Annotated in this window: 13 protein-coding genes and 1 pseudogene; 5 read left to right on the top strand and 9 right to left on the bottom strand. The window is 72.4% G+C overall.

Annotated elements, in window-relative coordinates; all coding sequences use genetic code 11:
• From G5C65_RS13400 to G5C65_RS40115, 3 genes are all read right to left on the bottom strand, one after another.
• Positions 1–3,293, bottom strand: a 3,293-nt coding sequence (locus G5C65_RS13400) for an Rne/Rng family ribonuclease (protein ID WP_165299019.1), incomplete at its 3' end; no start/stop codon positions are given.
• Between the two features lie 252 nt (positions 3,294–3,545).
• Positions 3,546–4,331, bottom strand: coding sequence for a TIGR03936 family radical SAM-associated protein (locus G5C65_RS13395; RefSeq protein ID WP_165299018.1), 786 nt, complete (start codon positions 4,329–4,331; stop codon positions 3,546–3,548).
• 222 nt (positions 4,332–4,553) lie between these two features.
• Positions 4,554–5,642: a hypothetical protein gene (locus G5C65_RS40115; protein ID WP_277608049.1), complete on the bottom strand. Its 1,089-nt coding sequence runs from the start codon at positions 5,640–5,642 to the stop codon at positions 4,554–4,556.
• A gap of 144 nt (positions 5,643–5,786) precedes the next feature.
• On the opposite strand from G5C65_RS40115, the gene G5C65_RS13385 reads away from it, so the two are divergent.
• The gene (locus tag G5C65_RS13385; protein WP_165299023.1) at positions 5,787–6,371 is read left to right on the top strand and encodes a TerD family protein; all 585 of its coding nucleotides are present in this window, start codon (positions 5,787–5,789) and stop codon (positions 6,369–6,371) included.
• On the opposite strand, the pseudogene G5C65_RS13380 reads toward G5C65_RS13385, so the two are convergent.
• Positions 6,361–7,121 (bottom strand): annotated as a pseudogene (locus G5C65_RS13380) (alpha/beta hydrolase). The gene G5C65_RS13385 and the pseudogene G5C65_RS13380 overlap by 11 nt on opposite strands.
• On the opposite strand from G5C65_RS13380, the gene G5C65_RS13375 reads away from it, so the two are divergent.
• The gene (locus tag G5C65_RS13375) at positions 7,072–7,527 is read left to right on the top strand and encodes a winged helix-turn-helix transcriptional regulator (protein ID WP_241265765.1); all 456 of its coding nucleotides are present in this window, start codon (positions 7,072–7,074) and stop codon (positions 7,525–7,527) included. The pseudogene G5C65_RS13380 and the gene G5C65_RS13375 sit on opposite strands and share 50 nt — an antisense overlap.
• Positions 7,528–7,708: 181 nt before the next feature.
• Here the strand turns inward: G5C65_RS13375 and G5C65_RS13370 are convergent, their stop codons facing one another.
• Positions 7,709–8,287: a TetR/AcrR family transcriptional regulator gene (locus G5C65_RS13370; protein WP_165299017.1), complete on the bottom strand. Its 579-nt coding sequence runs from the start codon at positions 8,285–8,287 to the stop codon at positions 7,709–7,711.
• 81 nt (positions 8,288–8,368) lie between these two features.
• Between G5C65_RS13370 and G5C65_RS13365 the strand changes: the two genes are divergently transcribed.
• The gene (locus G5C65_RS13365; RefSeq protein ID WP_165299021.1) at positions 8,369–9,142 is read left to right on the top strand and encodes an oxidoreductase; all 774 of its coding nucleotides are present in this window, start codon (positions 8,369–8,371) and stop codon (positions 9,140–9,142) included.
• Between the two features lie 32 nt (positions 9,143–9,174).
• On the top strand, positions 9,175–9,543 hold the full coding sequence (locus G5C65_RS13360) for a VOC family protein (protein WP_165299016.1): 369 nt from the start codon (positions 9,175–9,177) through the stop codon (positions 9,541–9,543).
• A gap of 166 nt (positions 9,544–9,709) precedes the next feature.
• On the opposite strand, the gene G5C65_RS13355 is transcribed toward G5C65_RS13360, so the two are convergent.
• Together G5C65_RS13355 and G5C65_RS13350 are read right to left on the bottom strand one after the other, a co-directional pair.
• Positions 9,710–11,647 carry a TIGR03960 family B12-binding radical SAM protein gene (locus G5C65_RS13355; protein ID WP_165299015.1) on the bottom strand — a complete coding sequence of 646 codons (1,938 nt, stop codon included), beginning with the start codon at positions 11,645–11,647 and terminating at the stop codon, positions 9,710–9,712.
• Positions 11,648–11,670: 23 nt separating this feature from the next.
• Complete coding sequence (locus tag G5C65_RS13350; RefSeq protein ID WP_165299014.1) at positions 11,671–13,236, bottom strand: CYTH and CHAD domain-containing protein; 1,566 nt, start codon at positions 13,234–13,236, stop codon at positions 11,671–11,673.
• A gap of 426 nt (positions 13,237–13,662) precedes the next feature.
• On the opposite strand from G5C65_RS13350, the gene G5C65_RS13345 reads away from it, so the two are divergent.
• Entirely contained in the window at positions 13,663–14,163 is a 501-nt protein-coding gene (locus G5C65_RS13345; protein WP_206441741.1) for an ion channel, read from the top strand.
• Between the two features lie 49 nt (positions 14,164–14,212).
• On the opposite strand, the gene rodA is transcribed toward G5C65_RS13345, so the two are convergent.
• The gene (gene rodA / locus G5C65_RS13340) at positions 14,213–15,415 is read right to left on the bottom strand and encodes a rod shape-determining protein RodA (RefSeq protein WP_165299013.1); all 1,203 of its coding nucleotides are present in this window, start codon (positions 15,413–15,415) and stop codon (positions 14,213–14,215) included.
• Positions 15,412–17,631, bottom strand: coding sequence for a penicillin-binding protein 2 (gene mrdA, locus G5C65_RS13335; protein ID WP_165299012.1), 2,220 nt, complete (start codon positions 17,629–17,631; stop codon positions 15,412–15,414). The genes rodA and mrdA overlap by 4 nt, the downstream gene beginning before the upstream one ends.
• Positions 17,632–17,728: the final 97 nt, after the last annotated feature.

Genomic DNA, 17,728 nt, shown 5'->3' with positions numbered 1-17,728 from the left:
GGAGCGGGGGCGGGCTCCGGTTCGGGGTCCGGTTCCGGGGCCGCCACCGGTTCCGGCTTCGACTCCGGCTCGGCGGCCCGCTCCGCCCCCCTCGGCGAGCCCGCGGGCGCGCTCACCTTGCGGGCGCCCCGGCGGCGCCGTCCGGGCCGCGACGCGGCGGCCTCCGCCTCCGCTGCGCTGTTGAACAGCTCGTCGTCCGGAACGAACTCCAGCGGCTCCGACACGGACGCCGCCGCCGGTTCCACCGCAGCGGCGACCCGCTCGCGCTCGGGCTCCGGCTCCGGCTCAGGCGTCGGCTCGGACGCCGGTTCGAGCGCGGGAGCGGGCTGCACGGACGGCTGCGCGCCGCCGCCCTTGCCCTTCTTCCGGCCCTTCTTCCCGCCGCCGCCTCCGGCGGGGGCTGTGGCCTGCTCCAGGTGGACGAGCACGCCGCGCCCGTTGCAGTGCACGCACGGCTCGGAGAACGCCTCCAGCAGCCCCTGGCCGACCCGCTTGCGCGTCATCTGGACGAGGCCCAGCGAGGTGACCTCGGCCACCTGGTGCTTCGTACGGTCCCGGCCCAGGCACTCCAGCAGGCGGCGCAGCACCAGGTCGCGGTTGGACTCCAGCACCATGTCGATGAAGTCGATCACGATGATGCCGCCGAGGTCGCGCAGCCGCAGCTGACGCACGATCTCCTCGGCCGCCTCCAGGTTGTTCCTGGTGACCGTCTCCTCCAGGTTGCCGCCCTGGCCGGTGAACTTGCCGGTGTTCACGTCGACCACGACCATCGCCTCGGTCCTGTCGATCACCAGCGAGCCGCCGCTGGGCAGCCACACCTTGCGGTCCAGGGCCTTGGCGAGCTGCTCATCGATGCGGTACGTCGCGAAGACGTCCACGTCCGACGTCCACTTCTGCAGCCGGTCGGAGAGGTCGGGGGCGACGTGCGAGACATAGCCGTGGATCGTCTCCCAGGCGCCGTCACCGCTGACCGTGACCTTGGAGAAGTCCTCGTTGAAGATGTCGCGGACGACGCGGACGGTCATGTCCGGCTCACCGTAGAGCAGCGCGGGCGCGTTGCCCTTCTGGGCCCTCTTCCGGATGTCCTCCCACTGCGCCTGCAGCCGCTCGACGTCGCGGCGCAGCTCGTCCTCACTGGCGCCCTCGGCGGCCGTACGGACGATCACGCCCGCGTCCTCCGGGACGACCTTCTTGAGGATCTGCTTCAGCCGCGAGCGCTCGGTGTCCGGCAGCTTGCGGCTGATGCCGGTCATGGAGCCCTCGGGGACGTAGACCAGGTAGCGGCCCGGGAGGGAGACCTGGCTGGTCAGACGGGCGCCCTTGTGGCCGATCGGGTCCTTGGTCACCTGGACGAGGACCGACTGGCCGGACTTGAGAGCCGACTCGATACGGCGCGGGCCGTTGGCCATGCCCAGCGCCTCGAAGTTGACCTCGCCCGCGTACAGCACGGCGTTGCGGCCCTTGCCGATGTCGACGAAGGCGGCCTCCATCGACGGCAGCACGTTCTGCACCTTGCCGAGGTAGACGTTGCCGACGTACGACGTCGCCTGCTCCTTGTTCACGAAGTGCTCGACCAGCACATCGTCCTCAAGGATGCCGATCTGGGTGCGGTCGCCGCTCTGCCGGACGATCATCTCCCGCTTGACGGCCTCCCGGCGCGCCAGGAACTCCGCCTCGGTGATGATCGGCACCCGGCGGCGGCCCTGCTCGCGGCCCTCACGGCGGCGCTGCTTCTTGGCCTCCAGACGCGTGGAGCCCTTGATGGCCTGGACCTCGTCGCTGGGCTCGGCGTCCTTCTTCTTGCGGGGCTCGCGGATCTTGACGACCGTGCGCTCCGGGTCGTCGCCCGTCGCCGCCGCCTCGGCGGCCTGCGGCTCCGCGTCGCCCGAACGGCGACGGCGGCGACGGCGGCGGCGCGAGCTGCTGCTCGACGCGCCGGAGCCGCCCTCGGCCTCGTCCCCGTCCTCGTCGGACTCCGCGCCATCGGCGGACCCGGCGGCGTTGTCGGAACCGGCCTCGTGCTTGCCGGTCTCGGTGCCGTCGCCGGACTCCGCGCCCTCGGCAGCCTCGCCCCGGCGGCGGCGACGGCCGCCCCTGCGGCGGCGGCGCGCGGGCCGGTCTCCGGCCTCGCCGCTCTCGTCGGCGTCCTCCGACCCGGGCTCCTCGGTCTCCTCGGGCTCCTCCGGCTCCTGCTCCTCGGCCTCGGGCACGGGCTCGGACACGGGCTCGGCCTTGCCGACGCGGTCCCCGGCCGCTGCCGATGCCGCTGCCGGGCGCTCCGCGCGGCGGCGACGGCGGCGGCTCTCGGCCGTACCGGAAGCGGAGGGCGACTCTCCGTCACGCTCGGCGGGAGCCGCTGCGGACTCCTCCGCCTCGTCGGCCTCGGCGTCGCCGGCCAGCATCTCGGCGGCCCGCTGCGGGGTCTGGAAGGCGGGCTCGGTGAACACCGGCGCCTGGAACATCGTCGCGGGGGCGGCGGACCGGGCAGCGGACCGCTTGGCCGTCTTCGGGGCGCTCTCGGCCGCCTCCGCGGCGGCGGGCTCGGCGGCCTTCCTGGTCGCGGCCGCCTTCGTCGCGGACGCCTTGGTCGCAGATGCCTTGGCCGCGGGCGCCTCGGACTGCTGCTCTGCTTCCGGAGCAGTGCTCTTGCGCGCGGTACGGCGCCGGGTACGGGGCGCCGGGGCTTCCGCGGACGCCTCCGCCTCGACCTGCGGCTCGGCCTGCGCCTCGGCCTGCGGCTCAGCCTTGGTTTCGGCCTTCGCCTCGGTCTTCGCCTCGGTCTTCGCCTCGGCCTTGGTTCCGGTCTTCGCCCCGGGTTCCGCCTCGGACGCCTGCTCCGCTTCCGAGGCGGTGCTCTTGCGCGTCACTCGGCGCCGACTACGGGGCGCCGGGGCCGCGGCGGCGGCCGGGGGCTCTTCGGCCTGCTCGGGGGCCCCGGAGGATTCGGGGGCCTCGGAGGACGGCGCCTCCGCCGCCTCCGCCGTCGGCGCGGTCGCCTTGCGCGTCGCGCGGCGGCGGGTGCGGGCGGGCGGTGCGGCCTCGGCCGGGGCCGGCGCCTCGGGCTCCGGCTCCGCCGCCTCGGTCCGGGCCTCGGTCCGGACCTGGTCCTCGCCGGTGGCCGGAGCGGCAGCGGGGTCGGCGCCCGGCGGGCCCGCCGGGCGGCTGGCGGCTCGGCGGCGGCGCCGGGCCGGCAGATTGTCGCTGGGGGTCGAGGCGGCGGCGCCGGAAGCGGCGTCGGTGCCGTTCCGCTGGGGGGATTCCACGGCCTCGGTGGATTCAGTTGGTTCGAGCATGCGGGCGGTTCTCCCGTCACGCTCCCGGGTGCCGCGCCTCGCGTTCGTTCCGAGGCGGCCCGCACAAGGTGTGCTAGCCGCTCTCCGGGGCGCGGGCACCGCACGGGAGCTGTTGTCTCACTCGCCGGTTCCGGTCCTTGCTCCTGGCCGGCTACGGCGAAAGTCTGCTGGTCCATGGCGCTCGCCTGCCGGACAACCGCCCGGGTGGATCCCTGGCGTGCCTCAGCGGCGGCGCTTGCTGCAACGACCGTCCTACGCGGCGCCGCTCCGCACCGTCGCGACGGTGGAGCTCAGGGAGCCGGTGGGCCCCGGGAGCGCGTCGCGGTCGGGCGCGAACGGATCGGTCACCGTGCCGGCCGCCTCATCGAGCGGCCCCTGCGCCAGCCTGGTCACCGCTGCGGGGACCGGCGGCGCCAGGCCGGCCGCAGCGCGGAGACCGGACAGGACGTCGTCGGGTCGTACGGCAGGTGTCAGGTGCCGTACCACCAGTCGCAGTATCGCACAGGCTGTGTCACCCGGCCTATCGGCCCTGGTCGCAGGGGTCTCCTCGGCGAGGGCCAGGGAGGTGACGGCAGCCCGCGCGTCGAAGCTGCGGACGCCCTTCTTCGTCTGGCGCTGCACCTCCACCGCCTCGGCGGCGAGGAAGGCGGCCACGGCGGCGCCGGCCCGTTCGGGGGCGACGCCGTCGAGTCTCAGTTCCCACTCGGAGGCTTCCAGGCGGTCGGTGAAGTCGGAGGCGCGCGCCTCGACCGCGTCGACGATGTCGAGCCCGGTGGGCATGCTCGCGTCGAGCTGTGCGCGCAGGCCCTCCGGGTCCCGGTGCTCGGTGAGGGCGACCTCCAGGTACTCGGCCTCGCTGGCCGTGCCGGTGGGTGCGGCATTGGCGTAGGAGACCTTCGGGTGGGGGGTGAAGCCCGCGGAGTACGCCATGGGCACCCCGGCCCGGCGCAGCGCTCTCTCGAAGGCGCGCTGGAAGTCGCGGTGACTGGTGAACCGGAGGCGGCCCCGCTTGGTGTAGCGCAGTCGAACGCGCTGCACGGCCGGTGCGGGCGGCGGGCCTTCGGGCTGTCGCTTGCCCAGTGCTTCTCTCCTCGGTGCCGGGCGGCACTGGGGAGCTGCCGCCCTTCGTGGACAGGACATATGACGCTTATGACCGTATATGGCATATGCGTCGCATACGGAGGCGGACGTCCGCACCCACACGGGCCGTGCGCTCTGCGGCGCCGACGCGTTGTGCGTTTGTGCGGATGGTCCTTCTTCCTAGGGTACGCGGCGGCCCTCCAGCGGCCTCTCCCGATCCGGGGTTCGGGTGCCGCCGAAGAGGGCACGGCGTATCTCTGCCCGCGTCTGGCGCACCGATGCCCATACGGAGACGAGGGCCGCCCGTACCGCCAGGCCGGTCTCCCGTACCACCCGCGCGACCGGCCGCCACACGGGCCGGACGGCGTACTCCCAGACCCACACGAACGGCGTCACGAAGAGCGCGCGCAGCAGGCGCCCCAGGAAGCCGAAGACGGAGCGCGACACCCGCCCCGCCGCACGCCAGGCGAAGCCGATCCCGGCGGCCGCCTCCCGGGCGGCGACGGCCAGGGCGCGGCCGACCGGGGTGAGGACGTGGCGGTGGAGCGCCACGGCGGGGACGATCAGCAGCCATCGGGCGAGAGGCACGAGGACGTACTGGTACAGCGCGCGGGCCGGGACGGCGACCAGGCAGCGGCCCAGCCAGGCCAGGAGGGCGAGCGTGCCCCGGGCCAGCCGGGCGGCCGCGTGGCCCGCCGGGGTCAGCACCTTGCGGTACACCCGGCGCGCGGGCAGCACCAGCAGCCGGCGGCCCAGCAGGCCGCAGCCCGTGCCGACGCCGTGCGCCAGGGCGGTGAGCGCGTGCCCGAGGGGAGTCAGCACATGGGCGTACGTCCACTGCAGCGGGGTGGCCACGAGGACCCGCAGCAGCCGGCCGACGGCCGCGCCGGTCCGGCGTCCGGCCGGGGCCAGCACATGGCGCCACAGGGCCGACCAGGGCCGGACGAGCAGCTCTCTGCCCAGCCAGGCCAGCGCCGCCCCTGCGGCGCGTGCCGCCGGGACGATCAGCGTGGCCCACAGCCGGCCCAGCGCGGCGCCCAGCACGGTGCCCAGTACGCGACCCGCGGGCCGCAGCGCGGTGCGGTGCAGGGCCCTGCCGCAGGCGGCGAGCGCGTCCCACGCGATCCGGACAGGCAGTACCAGGACGAACATCACCACCCGTACCGGGAGTCGGATGGCCGTGACCAGGCAGCCCTCGGGCGTCTGCGGCGGCGCCTTGCGCAGCGGCACCTCGGGGCGCGAGATCTTCGGGTGGGGGGCCGGTTCCATGCGCTCAAGGACGTCCCGCCGGGAGATCCGGTTCTGCCCGGACCGTCCCGTCCGCGTCATTTCCGGGGCCTGAGGCTGACTGGGCCGGAGGCCCCAGGCAGACTCTTCCCTGTCGCAGTCCGTCCACCAAGAGGATGACCACGCATGATTACGCTCACGAAGGACGACGGCCCGGCGGACCTGGACGGGGTGACCCATCTGTCCATCGGCGTCTCCTGGGACCCCACGGCCGGCACCAGCGGCGGGGTGATCGGCAAGATCCGCCGCAAGAAGGGCACCGATCTCGACCTCATCGCCATCGCCATGTCGGGCTCGGACCCGGTGCGCATGGCGGGGCTCGACTCCCTCGACCCGCTGGGCAACGGCTCCCTGGTGCACAGCGGTGACAACCAGACCGGGCACGGGGACGGGGACGACGAGACGGTGACGGTCGACCTCGCCCAGGTCCCGAGCGCCATCACCTCCATCGTGTTCGTCGCGGCCGCCTTCAAGCGGGGCAGTTCCTTCCAGCACGCGCGCAACATCAGCTTCAAGGTGTACGACGCGTCCGGGGGCAGCGCCCAGCAGGTGGCCGACATCTGGCCGAGCATGCTCACCGAGGACAACGGCTGCGCCGTGGCCAAGGCCACGCGCGACGGCAGCGCCTGGAAGCTGGAGGTGATCAACGAGACCGGGAAGATCAAGCAGGGCGACCAGCCCGCGCTGATGCGGTTCGCCGTCAGCAAGTAGCCCGCCCCGCCAGGCGCAGAGCACCCTGTGCCCCGCAAGGGGCGCGGGGAACTGCGCGGCCCGCACCCGGATGACATGTCCGGTGAGATCGTCGGTGACCGGGCGGAGCTGGCGTTCCAGCGCAGCACCGACAGGCCGGGCGCCCAGCGCCATCGTCGGCACCGTCAGGCGGGCGGTGGCGACCGCCTGCTCGATCTGTACCGCGCTCTCGGGCAGGGCCCGGTAGTACGAGAAGGCGCAGCTCAACGCCCGGCGGCCGGTGTACGCGCGGACGAAGGCGTCCCGGAGGGCGGGGCGCACCCCGTCGCCGAGCGTGCCGGCGCTCAGAAACCAGTCGACGTAGGCGGCCTCGTGGCCGTCCAGCACGGTCTCGGCAAGGCCGGGCGCGGCGGAATGGAAGCCGAACCACCACGGCGGCCCGTCGGCGAGGAAGTCCTCGGCGCCGGGCAGCCAGCCGAGAAGGGACTCCATGACGACCAGGCGCCGGACGAGACCGGGGCGGCGCAGGGCGAGGAGGAAGGCCGGCGCGGTGCCCGCGTCGATGCCCACCACCGCGGCCGAGGACACGCCGAGCGTGGTGAGAAGCGCCGCGGCGTCCTCGGCCAGGGTGTCCGCGTCGTACCCGGAGGCGGCCCGGCTGCTCGTGCCGAACCCGCGCAGGTCCGGCGCGATGACGCGGTAGCGGCCGGACAGATCGGCCATGACGTCCGTCCACAGCTCCCAGGTATGCGGGAAGCCGTGCAGCAGCAGGACGGCCGGGCCCGGACGCGACCAGCGGCCCGGTGAGCGCGGTGACCTGCTGGATCCGCGCTGCCCGACCCGCCAGTTGCTCGACCGTATCGGCACCAAGTGGACGTCGATGGCGGTCAAGGTGCTGGCCGAGGAGGCTCCGGGCGAGCTCCGTTTCGCGGAACTGCGGCGCCGCATCCCGGGCGTCTCACAGAAGATGCTGTCCGTCGCCCTGCAGAGCCTGGTCCGCGACGGCCTGGTCGCGCGCCGCGTGGAACCCACCGTGCCGCCCGCCGCCCACTACCGGCTCACCGAGCTCGGCCTGTCCCTCGAAAGACCGCTCTCCGCCCTGCGGGTCTGGGCCGAGACACACATGCCGGAGATCGACCGCAGCAACCAGCTCGCCGACGAGTCACCCCCCAGCTAGGGCGTGGATCGAATTGGACGACTCGCTCTCTCGACGCCGCAGTCGGGGAGCGCGAGCACGACGTCCTGGACGAAGACGTCGTCCGCGCTTCCCCGCTCAAGCACGCCAACCTCAACGTGCTGGGCCGCTACACCTTCACCGCCAGGGTCCCGGCCGCCGGCGCACGGCGCGCGGCCCCGGCTCAGGGTGACTGCGGGGCGCCGTGTCGCAGGCCGTCGAAGAGGAGGGCGGTGATCTGCCGGGCCTCGACCAGCCAGCCCTCCGTGGCGCGCATTCCGCAGATGCCGCCCAGGGCGCGCAACAAGGTGGAGCCTGTGACGTCGTCGCGGACGGTGCCGGCCGCGCTGCCGGCTTCGAGCAGCAGGGAGAGGGCGTTGGCCATACGGGTACGTGCGTCGTCGAAGACCGGTGAGTCCGTCGCCATGATGCTTTCCAGAACACTGGACATCCCCTTGCCCACCGCCGCGTGGTCCACGAGCAGCAGCAGGAAGCGCCGCAGCGCCTCCTCCGGGGCGTGTTGGTCCAGCAGGACGCCGGGCGCGGCGCACAGGTCGTCGACCTCTTTGCGGTAGACCTCCTCGATCAGCGCTTCGCGGGTTTCGAAGTGGCGGTAGAGCGTTCCGACGGCGACGCCGGCGCTGCGGGCGATCTCCTCGACGTGCGCGTCGGTGTCGCCGCCGAGAAACGCCTGGCGGGCCGCGGACAGCAGTGCCTCGCGGTTGCGTCGCGCGTCGGCGCGCAGCGGGCGTGATGCCGGCAAGAGAACCCCCATAAGGTGAGTCTGGTTCAGTTTACGTGTATCGTTTCCGGAGTCAGGTTCATATTACGGAGGAGAGACCCCATTCCCATCACGGACAACAGCCTCGACGGCCTTCGGGTACTGGTCACCGGCGGCAGCCGGGGCCTGGGCGCGGCAACCGTGCGCCGCTTCGTCGCCGCGGGCGCGACCGTGCTGGCCGCCTCCCGCAGCCGGCCCGAGGAGGACAGCGGTGCCACATTTCTCGCGGCGGACCTCTCCACGCAGCAGGGTGTGGCCGAACTCGGCCGCCGTGTCGTCGAGCAGGTAGGCGGCGTGGACGTGCTCGTGAACAACGCGGGTGCAGCGAGCGCCCCGGCGCCGACCCTGAGCCGGTCGGACGAATCCTGGCTGGCGGACCTGGAGATGAACCTCCTCAGCGCCGTGCGCCTGGACCGGGCCCTGGTGCCCGGAATGGTCGAGCGAGGCTCCGGCGTCGTCGTGCACGTCTCCTCGATCGCCAGCCAACTGCCTCAGCGCACCGAGGCGTCCTACGCCGCCGCCAAGGCCGCGCTCAACACCTACAGCCGCGAACTGGCCACCGAGGTCGGCGAGCACGGGGTGCGCGTGGTCTGCGTCCTGCCCGGCTTCGTCGTCACCGACGGTGCCACCGCCCACCTGAAACACATGGCCGAGAAGCAGGGCGTCACCACCGAAGAGGTCACGCAGCAGATCGTGGACCACCTGAAGGTCCCCATGGGCCAACCCGGAGATCCCGAGGACGTCGCCGAGTTGATCGCCTTCCTCGCCTCCGGCCGCGCGAAATGGCTCACCAGAGCGCAGTTCCGCGTCGACGGCGGCATCATCCCGACCGTCTGAGCAACCACCGACAGCACGAACAGGACACCCCCATGCCCATCACCCTGACCTCCGTGATCATCGACGCCGCCGACATCGAGCAGGAGAGCTCCTTCTGGCACCGGCTGCTCGGCGGCTCGCTCACCCCCACGCCGACCCACCACTTCGTTCAGGTCCCCGGCCTCCCGGTGATCGTTGTCCAGTCCGCTCCCGGACACACCGCCCCGCACTGGCCGGACGGCACCTCCCAGCAGATGCACCTCGACTTCGGCGTCGAGGACCTCGCGACCGCCGACCGCACGGCCACCGACGCCGGCGCCACCCGACTGCGGCCCACCGACGAGATCACCGCGGAGACCCGCGCCGGCAGCCGCGTCTACGCCAGCCCGGCCGGACACCCCTTCTGTCTGCGCTCGACCTGAGCCGGTCGCCGTCCACCGAGCCACGCCTGTCGGCAAACGATCGGGTGGCGCTGCGCATCCACGACGGCGCGTTCTCCGTGTCCGATCACGGGCACGGCGTGACACAGCCCGGGGGGCCGAGAGGGAAGAGCGGCGCGGGGCTCGTGTCCGTAGCGGCTTCGCGACCTCAGCGGGCTCCACCGTTGACGACCGTCAAGGGGAGCAACTTCTTGCCGGTGGGGCCGATCTGGATCTCGGTCTGCATCTGCGGACACACGCCGCAATCGAAGCAGGGCGTCCAGCGGCAGTCCTCGACCTCCGTCTCGTCGAGGGCGTCCTGCCAATCCTCCCAGAGCCAGTCCTTGTCCAGGCCGGAGTCCAGGTGGTCCCAGGGCAGGACCTCCTCGTAGGCGCGCTCGCGCGTGGTGTACCAGTCGACGTCGACGCCCGTGCCGTCCAGTGCCTTGGCCGCGCACTCCATCCACAGGTCGTAGCTGAAGTACTCGCGCCAGCCGTCGAAGCGGCCGCCCCGCTCGTAGACCTCGCGGATCACCGCGCCGAGTCGGCGGTCGCCACGGGAGAGGAGGCCCTCGACGATGCCGGGCTTGCCGTCGTGGTAGCGGAAGCCGATGGAGCGGCCGTACTTCTTGTCGCCGCGGATCCGGTCGCGGAGCTTGGCCAGCCGGGCGTCCGTCTCCTCCGCCGTGAGCTGCGGGGCCCACTGGAAGGGGGTGTGCGGCTTGGGGACGAAGCCGCCGATGGAGACCGTGCAGCGGATGTCGTTGGACTTCGCCACCTCGCGGCCCTTGGCGATGACGTTGACGGCCATGTCGGCGATCTGGAGCACGTCCTCGTCGGTCTCGGTGGGCAGGCCGCACATGAAGTAGAGCTTGACCTGCCGCCAGCCGTTGCCGTACGCGGTGGCGACGGTGCGGATCAGGTCCTCCTCCGAGACCATCTTGTTGATGACCTTGCGGATGCGCTCCGAGCCGCCCTCCGGGGCGAAGGTGAGGCCCGAGCGGCGGCCGTTCCGCGTCAGCTCGTTGGCCAGGTCGATGTTGAAGGCGTCCACCCGGGTGGAGGGCAGGGAGAGGCCGACCTTGTCCTCCTCGTAGCGGTCGGCGAGACCCTTGGCCACGTCGCCGATCTCGCTGTGGTCGGCGGAGGAGAGGGAGAGGAGCCCGACCTCCTCGAAGCCGGTGTTCTTCAGGCCCTGGTCCACCATCTCGCCGATGCCGGTGATCGAGCGCTCCCGCACCGGGCGGGTGATCATGCCCGCCTGGCAGAACCGGCAGCCGCGGGTGCAGCCGCGGAAGATCTCGACGGACATCCGCTCGTGCACCGTCTCCGCGAGCGGGACGAGGGGCTGCTTGGGGTACGGCCACTCGTCCAGGTCCATCACCGTGTGCTTGGACACCCGCCAGGGGACGCCGCTGCGGTTGGGGACGACCCGGCCGATCCGGCCGTCGGAGAGGTACTCGACGTCGTAGAAGCGGGGGACGTAGACGCCGCCCGTCTTCGCCAGCCGGAGCAGGAGCTCGTCCCGGCCCCCGGGACGGCCCTCCGCCTTCCAGCCGCGGATGAGCTCCGTGACCTCCAGCACCGCCTGCTCCCCGTCGCCGATCACGGCCACGTCCAGGAAGTCCGCGACCGGCTCCGGGTTGAACGCCGCGTGCCCGCCGGCCATCACGATCGGGTGGTCCTCGGTGCGGTCCGCCGCCTGCAGCGGGATGCCGGACAGCTCCAGGGCCGTGAGCAGGTTGGTGTAGCCCAGCTCGGTGGAGAAGGAGACGCCCAGCACGTCGAAGGCGCCGACCGGGCGGTGCGCGTCCACCGTGAACTGCGGGACGCCCCGCTCCCGCATCAGCTGCTCCAGGTCCGGCCAGACGCTGTAGGTGCGCTCGGCCAGCACGCCCTCCCGCTCGTTCAGCACCTCGTAGAGGATCATGACGCCCTGGTTGGGGAGGCCGACCTCGTAGGCGTCCGGATACATCAGCGCCCAGCGGACGTCGGACGCGTCCCAGTCCTTGACGGTGGAGTTCAGCTCCCCACCGACGTACTGAATCGGCTTCTGGACATGCGGAAGCAGGGCTTCGAGCTGGGGGAAGACCGACTCGACTGGCATCTCGGGGGCGCTTTCTCAAGGGGTCAGAGTGTCAGTCCTCCAGCGTAACGGGTGATCCGGGACCACAGCCCGGGGAGCTGGGCCTCCCGCTCCGCCGCGATGGCCTGCTCGCGCGCGTACGCCAGCCCGTAGGTGAAGGAGGGCTCGCCCGCGGCGTGCGCCTGGGCCGCCAGGTCCCTGAGCGCCGCGCGGGCCACCACGCTGTCCTGGTGGTCGCCGAGCAGCTCCTGCAGCTCGGTCATCTGCCCGGCGAACTGCTTGGCGGGCTTCCCCAGGGCCGGGCGGGCCGCCTCCGCGGCGTAGCGGGCCCGCTTGGCGGCCTTCCGCGCCTCGTGTACGGCCAGGTCGCGGTGGGCGCCGGGGCCGGACGCCAGCGCCTCGCCCACACCGCGCGCGAGCCGGTCGAAGTCGCGGCGCAGCGCCTTCTCGACCACCCCGGCCGCCGGGCGCTCCGCCGTCTTCCGGTGCAGCGGCGGGCCGGCGAGCAGCGCGTCCAGGCGGTCCAGGAGGGCGAGGTAGCGGCCGCCGTCCAGGACGGCGAGCAGGTGCCGCCGGGAGCCGGTGCGGCGGGCCTGCGAGAAGGTCCGCAGCCGGGTGGTGACCGGGCCCAGGCGCAGGGAGCGCGGCACCTCGTCCAGCCGCTCGGCCAGCCGCGCGGTGAGCACCTCGCGATCGCGGTCGACGCCGAGCTCGGCCGCGAGCCACTTCAGCTCGGCGCCGACCGGGTCCGTCACGGCGCGGTCCAGGACCCTGCCGTACGAGCGGAACGCGCTGCGCAGCCGGCGGGTGGCGACCCGCATCCGGTGCACCGAGTCGGGGACGTCCCGGCGTACGGCGGGGTCCAGCTCGACGATCGCGTCAACCTGGGTGCGGACGTACGCCAGGACGACGTCGGCGGCCGTCCCCGGCGCCTCCCCCTTCGGGGCCCGCTCGCGCTTCGCGGGCGGGCGGGGCCGCTCCTCCTGTTCCTGCCAGGCCGTGGCGTCCAGCGCGCGCCGCAGCTTGGAGGGGGACGCCGAGCTGCGCAGCCCGGCCGCGCGCAGCAGTTCGTCCACCGCGTCCAGCAGCGCAGGGTCCTGCCCCGGCGCCAGCTCGGCCTCCACCTCGGTCCACTCGGCGGTGGTCCCGGCCGGGCCGTACCGCTCGGCACTCACCTCGTCCACGCTGACCTCGGCGAGCGGCGTGCCCGCCGCGTCGCGCAGCTCCCGCGCGGTGCGCCGCTGGCACAGCCGCATCAGCGGCACCAGCGGCGCGCCGCGCACCCGCGAGCGGACGAGCGCGGCCAGCTCGCGGGGCAGCTCGTCGGCCAGCGGTGCGCGGATCTCGTCCCGTACGCCGGGGTCGCGGGGGTCCGCGGGCAGTTTCAGATGCCAGCCCTCGTCGCCGCCGCCGACGCGGCGCCGGAGGGTGGTGCGGTGGGCGGCGAGGCGCCCGTCCTCGGTGTCGTAGTAGGTCGCGTCGAGTGCGACGGGGCCGGTGTCGGCGGTGGCGGCGACGCCCGGCAGCCTGTCCATGGCGGGCAGCTCCCGCAGCTCCGTTCCGGCCTCGGCTTCGTATTTACGCTCAATCTCGCGTACAACGTCCACCATGTCGGGAACGTAATCGCGCGCCCGGCCCCCCGCAATGCCCGGTCGCCGCATGTCCGAGCTGGAGTGACACCGTGTTCATGATCGATGAGTCGTTCGTCGACCGCTGGGAGAGGCGCACACTCCCCTGGCTGACGGGACTCGCCGTGCTGTCCCTGATGGTCTATGTGTCCACCGCCGCGATGACGCACCCGCCGTTCTACTGGTCGGTGATCGACTACGGTATCTGGGCGCTCTTCGCCGTGGACTTCCTGCTGCGGCTGGGGGCGGCCCGCAACCGGCTGCGCTTCCTGCGGCGGAACCCGCTGGACGCGCTGGCGCTGCTGCTGCCGTCGCTGCGCGCGCTCGGGGTACCCCCTGCTCGAGCGGAGCCGAGAGCTTGGGGGAGGCTGCTGGCCATCATCGGGCGGCTGTCGTCGGTGGCGCGGCGTGGGCGTGCTGGGGGCACCCCCTGCTCGAGCGAAGCCGAGAGCTTGGGGGAGGCTGCTGGCGTCGACCGGGCTGGTGGTGGCGCTGGCCATACTGGCGCTGTCGGCGGCCGTGCTGAAGGCGGAGCGGGGCGCGCCGGACGCGACGATCACCTCGCTGCCGGAGGCGCTGTGGTGGGCGATGACGACGACCACCACCGTGGGGTACGGGGACCTGGCGCCGGTGACGGCGGACGGCAGGGTCTACGGCTCGATCCTGATGGTCATCGGCATCGGGACGATGGGTACGGTCACCGCCGCGCTGGCGTCGCGGCTCTTCCTCGCGCCGGAGCGCGCGGAGCCGGCCGCCGCGGAGCTTGGTGCCGCGGCGCGGGCGGGCGAGGGGTCCGCGGGCGCGGGCGCGCTGGACCGGCTCGCCCGGCTCGGGGAGCTGCGGGAGCGCGGGGTCGTGACGGACGAGGAGTTCGCCCGGAAGAAGGCGGAGCTCCTGGAGCGCGTGTGAGCCCCGCGCATCCCGCCGGGCCGGGGCTGCCCCTTGCGGGGCGCGCCCGTCAGGGGGCCGCTATCGGTTTCTGGGTGCGGATGGACTGGAGGAGCCCCACCGCTATCCACACGGCGAACATGGACGTGCCGCCGTACGAGACGAACGGGAGCGGAAGCCCCGCCACCGGCATGATGCCGAGCGCCATCCCGATGTTCTCGAACGCCTGGAACGCGAACCAGGACACGATACCGGCCGCCACGACCGTGCCGTACAGCTCGCTGGACTCGCGGGCGATCCGGCACGCGCGCCAGATCAGCACGCCCAGCAGCAGGATGATGAGGCCGCCGCCGACGAAGCCCAGCTCCTCCCCGGCGACCGAGAAGACGAAGTCGGTCTGCTGTTCGGGGACGAACTGCCCCGTCGTCTGGGTGCCTTCGAACAGGCCCTTGCCGGTGAGCCCGCCGGAGCCGATGGCGATCCGGGCCTGGTTGGTGTTGTAGCCCACGCCGGAGGGGTCGAGGGCGGGGTTGGCGAAGGCCGCGAACCGGTTGATCTGGTACTCGTCCAGCACGCCCAGCGCCCACACCAGGATCGCGCCGCCGGTGCCCGCCAGGATCAGCCCGAGGACCCAGCGGTTGGACGCGCCGGAGGCGAGCAGCACCCCGAGCACGATGATGACCAGCACCATCACCGAGCCCAGATCCGGCATCAGCAGGATGACGGCGATCGGGAGGGCCGCCATACCCAGCGCGTTCAGCACCGTGCGGTGGTCGGGGTAGGCGCGGTCGCCCGCGTCCACCTTCGCGGCGAGCATCATCGCCATCCCCAGGATGACCGTGATCTTGATGAACTCGGCCGGCTGGATGGTGAAGCCGCCGCCCAGGTTCAGCCAGGCGCGCGAGCCGTTGATGGTGGCGCCCAGCGGGGTGAGGACGAGCACGGCCAGGAAGACGGACAGGCCGTACATCACCGGCACCGCGCCGCGCAGCCTGCGGTGGCCGAGCCAGATGGTGACGCCCATCAGCGCGAAGCCGACCAGCAGGAAGATGACGTGCCGCAGCAGGAAGTAGTACGGGTCGCCCTGGTTCAGCTCGGTGCGGTTGCGGGTCGCGGAGTAGACCAGTATCGACCCGATGACCGAGAGGGCGAGCGCCGACAGCAGTATCAGCCAGTCCAGCCGCCAGACCACGGAGTCGCGCGCGGTCAGCCTGCTCCACGCCGAGCGGCGCCGGGGGCCGTAGCCGGTCAGCGGGTAGGAGCGGGTGCTCAATCCCCCACCCCCGTTCCCCGCTGCTCCCGGCGGGCCGCCTGCGCCGGAGCCTCGGCCGCGCCCTCCTTCTGCTGCTGCTTCGCGCCGTCGCCCTTCTTGAGGGCCTTCGCGAACGCGGTGTCCTTGCGGGCCTCGATGGCGCCGTCCTTGTCGATCTTCGGCAGCCCGGACTCCGGCCGGGGCAGCAGCGCCTTCTTCTTGTCGATGTCGCCGTCCTTGCCGACGCCGTATATGGCGTCGTAGATCTTCCGGACGGCGGGCCCGGAGGCACCGGACCCGGTGCCGCCCTGGGAGATGGTCATCACGACGGTGAAGTCGTCGGTGTACGTCGTGAAGTACGAGGTGGTCTGCTTGCCCGCGACCTCGGCCGTGCCGGTCTTGGCACGCATCTTGATCTTGTCCTGCGGCCAGCCCGCGTTGCCGAACCGCCAGGCGGCGGTGCCCCGGGTGGCCACGCCCTGCAGCGCCTTGTCCATCTGCTTGATGGTCTTGCCGTCTATCGGCAGCTTGCCGTGCGCCTTGGGGGCGATCTTCTTCACCCGCTCGCCGTCGGGGCTGACGATCGCCTTGCCGAGGGTGGGGTCGTAGAGCGTGCCGCCGTTGGCGAGCCCCGCGTAGATGGTGGCCATCTGGACCGGGGTGACCAGCGTGTCGCCCTGGCCGATGGAGTAGTTGATGCTGTCACCGGCGCGCATCTTCATGCCGGTGGCGCAGTTCTCCTTGGCGATCTTCTCGGCGTAGGTCTTGGCGTTCTTGCCCTGCTCGCACCAGGCGTCCTTGTTGGCCTCCCAGTACTCCTTCTTCCAGGCGCGGTCCGGGACCCGGCCGGTGACCTCGTTCGGCAGGTCCACCCCGGTCTTCTTGCCCAGCCCGAACTGGTGCGCCGTCTTGTAGAACCAGTCCTTGGTGTCCTTCTTGGGCTTGTTGCCGCCGTCCTTCTTCCACTGCTGGTAGGCCAGGTCGTAGAAGACGGTGTCGCAGGAGACCTCCAGGGCGCGGCCCAGGTTGATGGAGCCGTAGCCCTTGGACTCGTAGTTCTTGAAGACCTGGCCGCCCACCTCGTACGAGGAGGCGCAGTCGTAGCGGCCGTCGAAGGGGTAGCCCGCCTTGACGGCGGCGGCCGTCGGGATCACCTTGAAGACCGAGCCGGGCGCCGACTGGCCCTGGATGGCGCGGTTGAGCAGCGGATAGTTGGACTTCTTGCCGGTGAGCCGGGCGTACTCCTTGCCGGAGATACCGCCGACCCAGGCGTTGGGGTCGTAGGTGGGGTTGGAGGCCATGGCGACCACGCGGCCGGTCCGGTTCTCCATGACCACGGCCGCGCCCGCGTCCGCCTTGTAGTTCCGGCGGGTGTTCTTGTCGTACTCCTTGCGGGCGTCCTTCATGGCCTGCGCGAGGGACTTCTCGGTGACCGCCTGGACGCGGGAGTCGATCGAGGTGACGAGGTTGGAGCCGGGCTCGGCCTTGTCGCTCTCGGCCCGGCCCATCACCCGGCCGAGGTTGTCCACCTCGTAACGGGTCACGCCGGAGCTGCCGCGCAGCTCGCTGTCGTACTCGCGCTCCAGCCCGGAGCGGCCGATCTCGTCCGAGGGCAGGAACGGCGAGTCGGTGTCCTTGGCCTTCTCGATCTCCTTGTCGGTGACCGGCGAGAGATAGCCCAGCGCCTGCGAGGCTCCGGCGCCGTACGGCGCCGTGTAGCGGCGCACCGCCATCGGCTTGGCCGTTATGCCGGGGAACTCCTCCGAGCGCTCGCGGATCTGCAGCGCCTGCCGCGGCTTGGCGTCGTCGGTGACCGGGATCGGCTGGTAGGGGGAGCCGTTCCAGCAGGGCTGCTCGGTCCGGGAGTCGCAGAGCCGGACCTTGTTCCGGACCGTCGTCGGATCCATGTCCAGGACCTTGGCGAGGCGTTCGAGTACGGCCCTGCCGTCGTCGTCCTGCTTCATCAGCTCGGTGCGGGAGGCGGAGACCACCAGCCGGGTCTCGTTGTCCGCGATGGGCACCCCGCGCGCGTCGAGGATGGAGCCGCGCACGGCCGGCTGGACGACCTGCTGGACGTGGTTGCCCGCGGCCTCCTTCTCGTACTCGTCGCCGTTGCGGATCTGCAGATACCAGAGCCGGCCCCCGAGCGTCAGCAGCAGCGACACCACCAGGATCTGGATGACGACGAGCCGGATGGTGACGCGCTGCGTGCGGCCGGTCTCGGGAATGTTGGTCACAGCCGCTTGACCCCCTTGATCCTTCCTGGCTTGGTGCGGGACGAGCGCCCCAGCAGCGAGCCGCGCTGGCTGCCGATCCCCGCGCCCCGCCCCCGCT

Origin of the sequence: Streptomyces boncukensis (genome assembly GCF_011045075.1) — a bacterium.
Taxonomy (GTDB): Bacteria; Actinomycetota; Actinomycetes; order Streptomycetales; family Streptomycetaceae; genus Streptomyces; species Streptomyces boncukensis.
The sequence above is the reverse complement of the archived record's forward strand: the minus strand, read 5'-3'. Positions and strand labels throughout refer to the sequence as shown.

Excerpts from the sequence above, each read along its gene's own strand:
- G5C65_RS40115 (WP_277608049.1), bottom strand. The coding sequence starts at position 5,642 with ATGGAACCGGCCCCCCACCCGAAGATCTCGCGCCCCGAGGTGCCGCTG.
- G5C65_RS13385 (WP_165299023.1), top strand. The coding sequence starts at position 5,787 with ATGATTACGCTCACGAAGGACGACGGCCCGGCGGACCTGGACGGGGTG.
- G5C65_RS13375 (WP_241265765.1), top strand. The coding sequence starts at position 7,072 with ATGACGTCCGTCCACAGCTCCCAGGTATGCGGGAAGCCGTGCAGCAGC.
- G5C65_RS13360 (WP_165299016.1), top strand. The coding sequence starts at position 9,175 with ATGCCCATCACCCTGACCTCCGTGATCATCGACGCCGCCGACATCGAG.
- G5C65_RS13355 (WP_165299015.1), bottom strand. The coding sequence starts at position 11,647 with ATGCCAGTCGAGTCGGTCTTCCCCCAGCTCGAAGCCCTGCTTCCGCAT.
- G5C65_RS13350 (WP_165299014.1), bottom strand. The coding sequence starts at position 13,236 with ATGGTGGACGTTGTACGCGAGATTGAGCGTAAATACGAAGCCGAGGCC.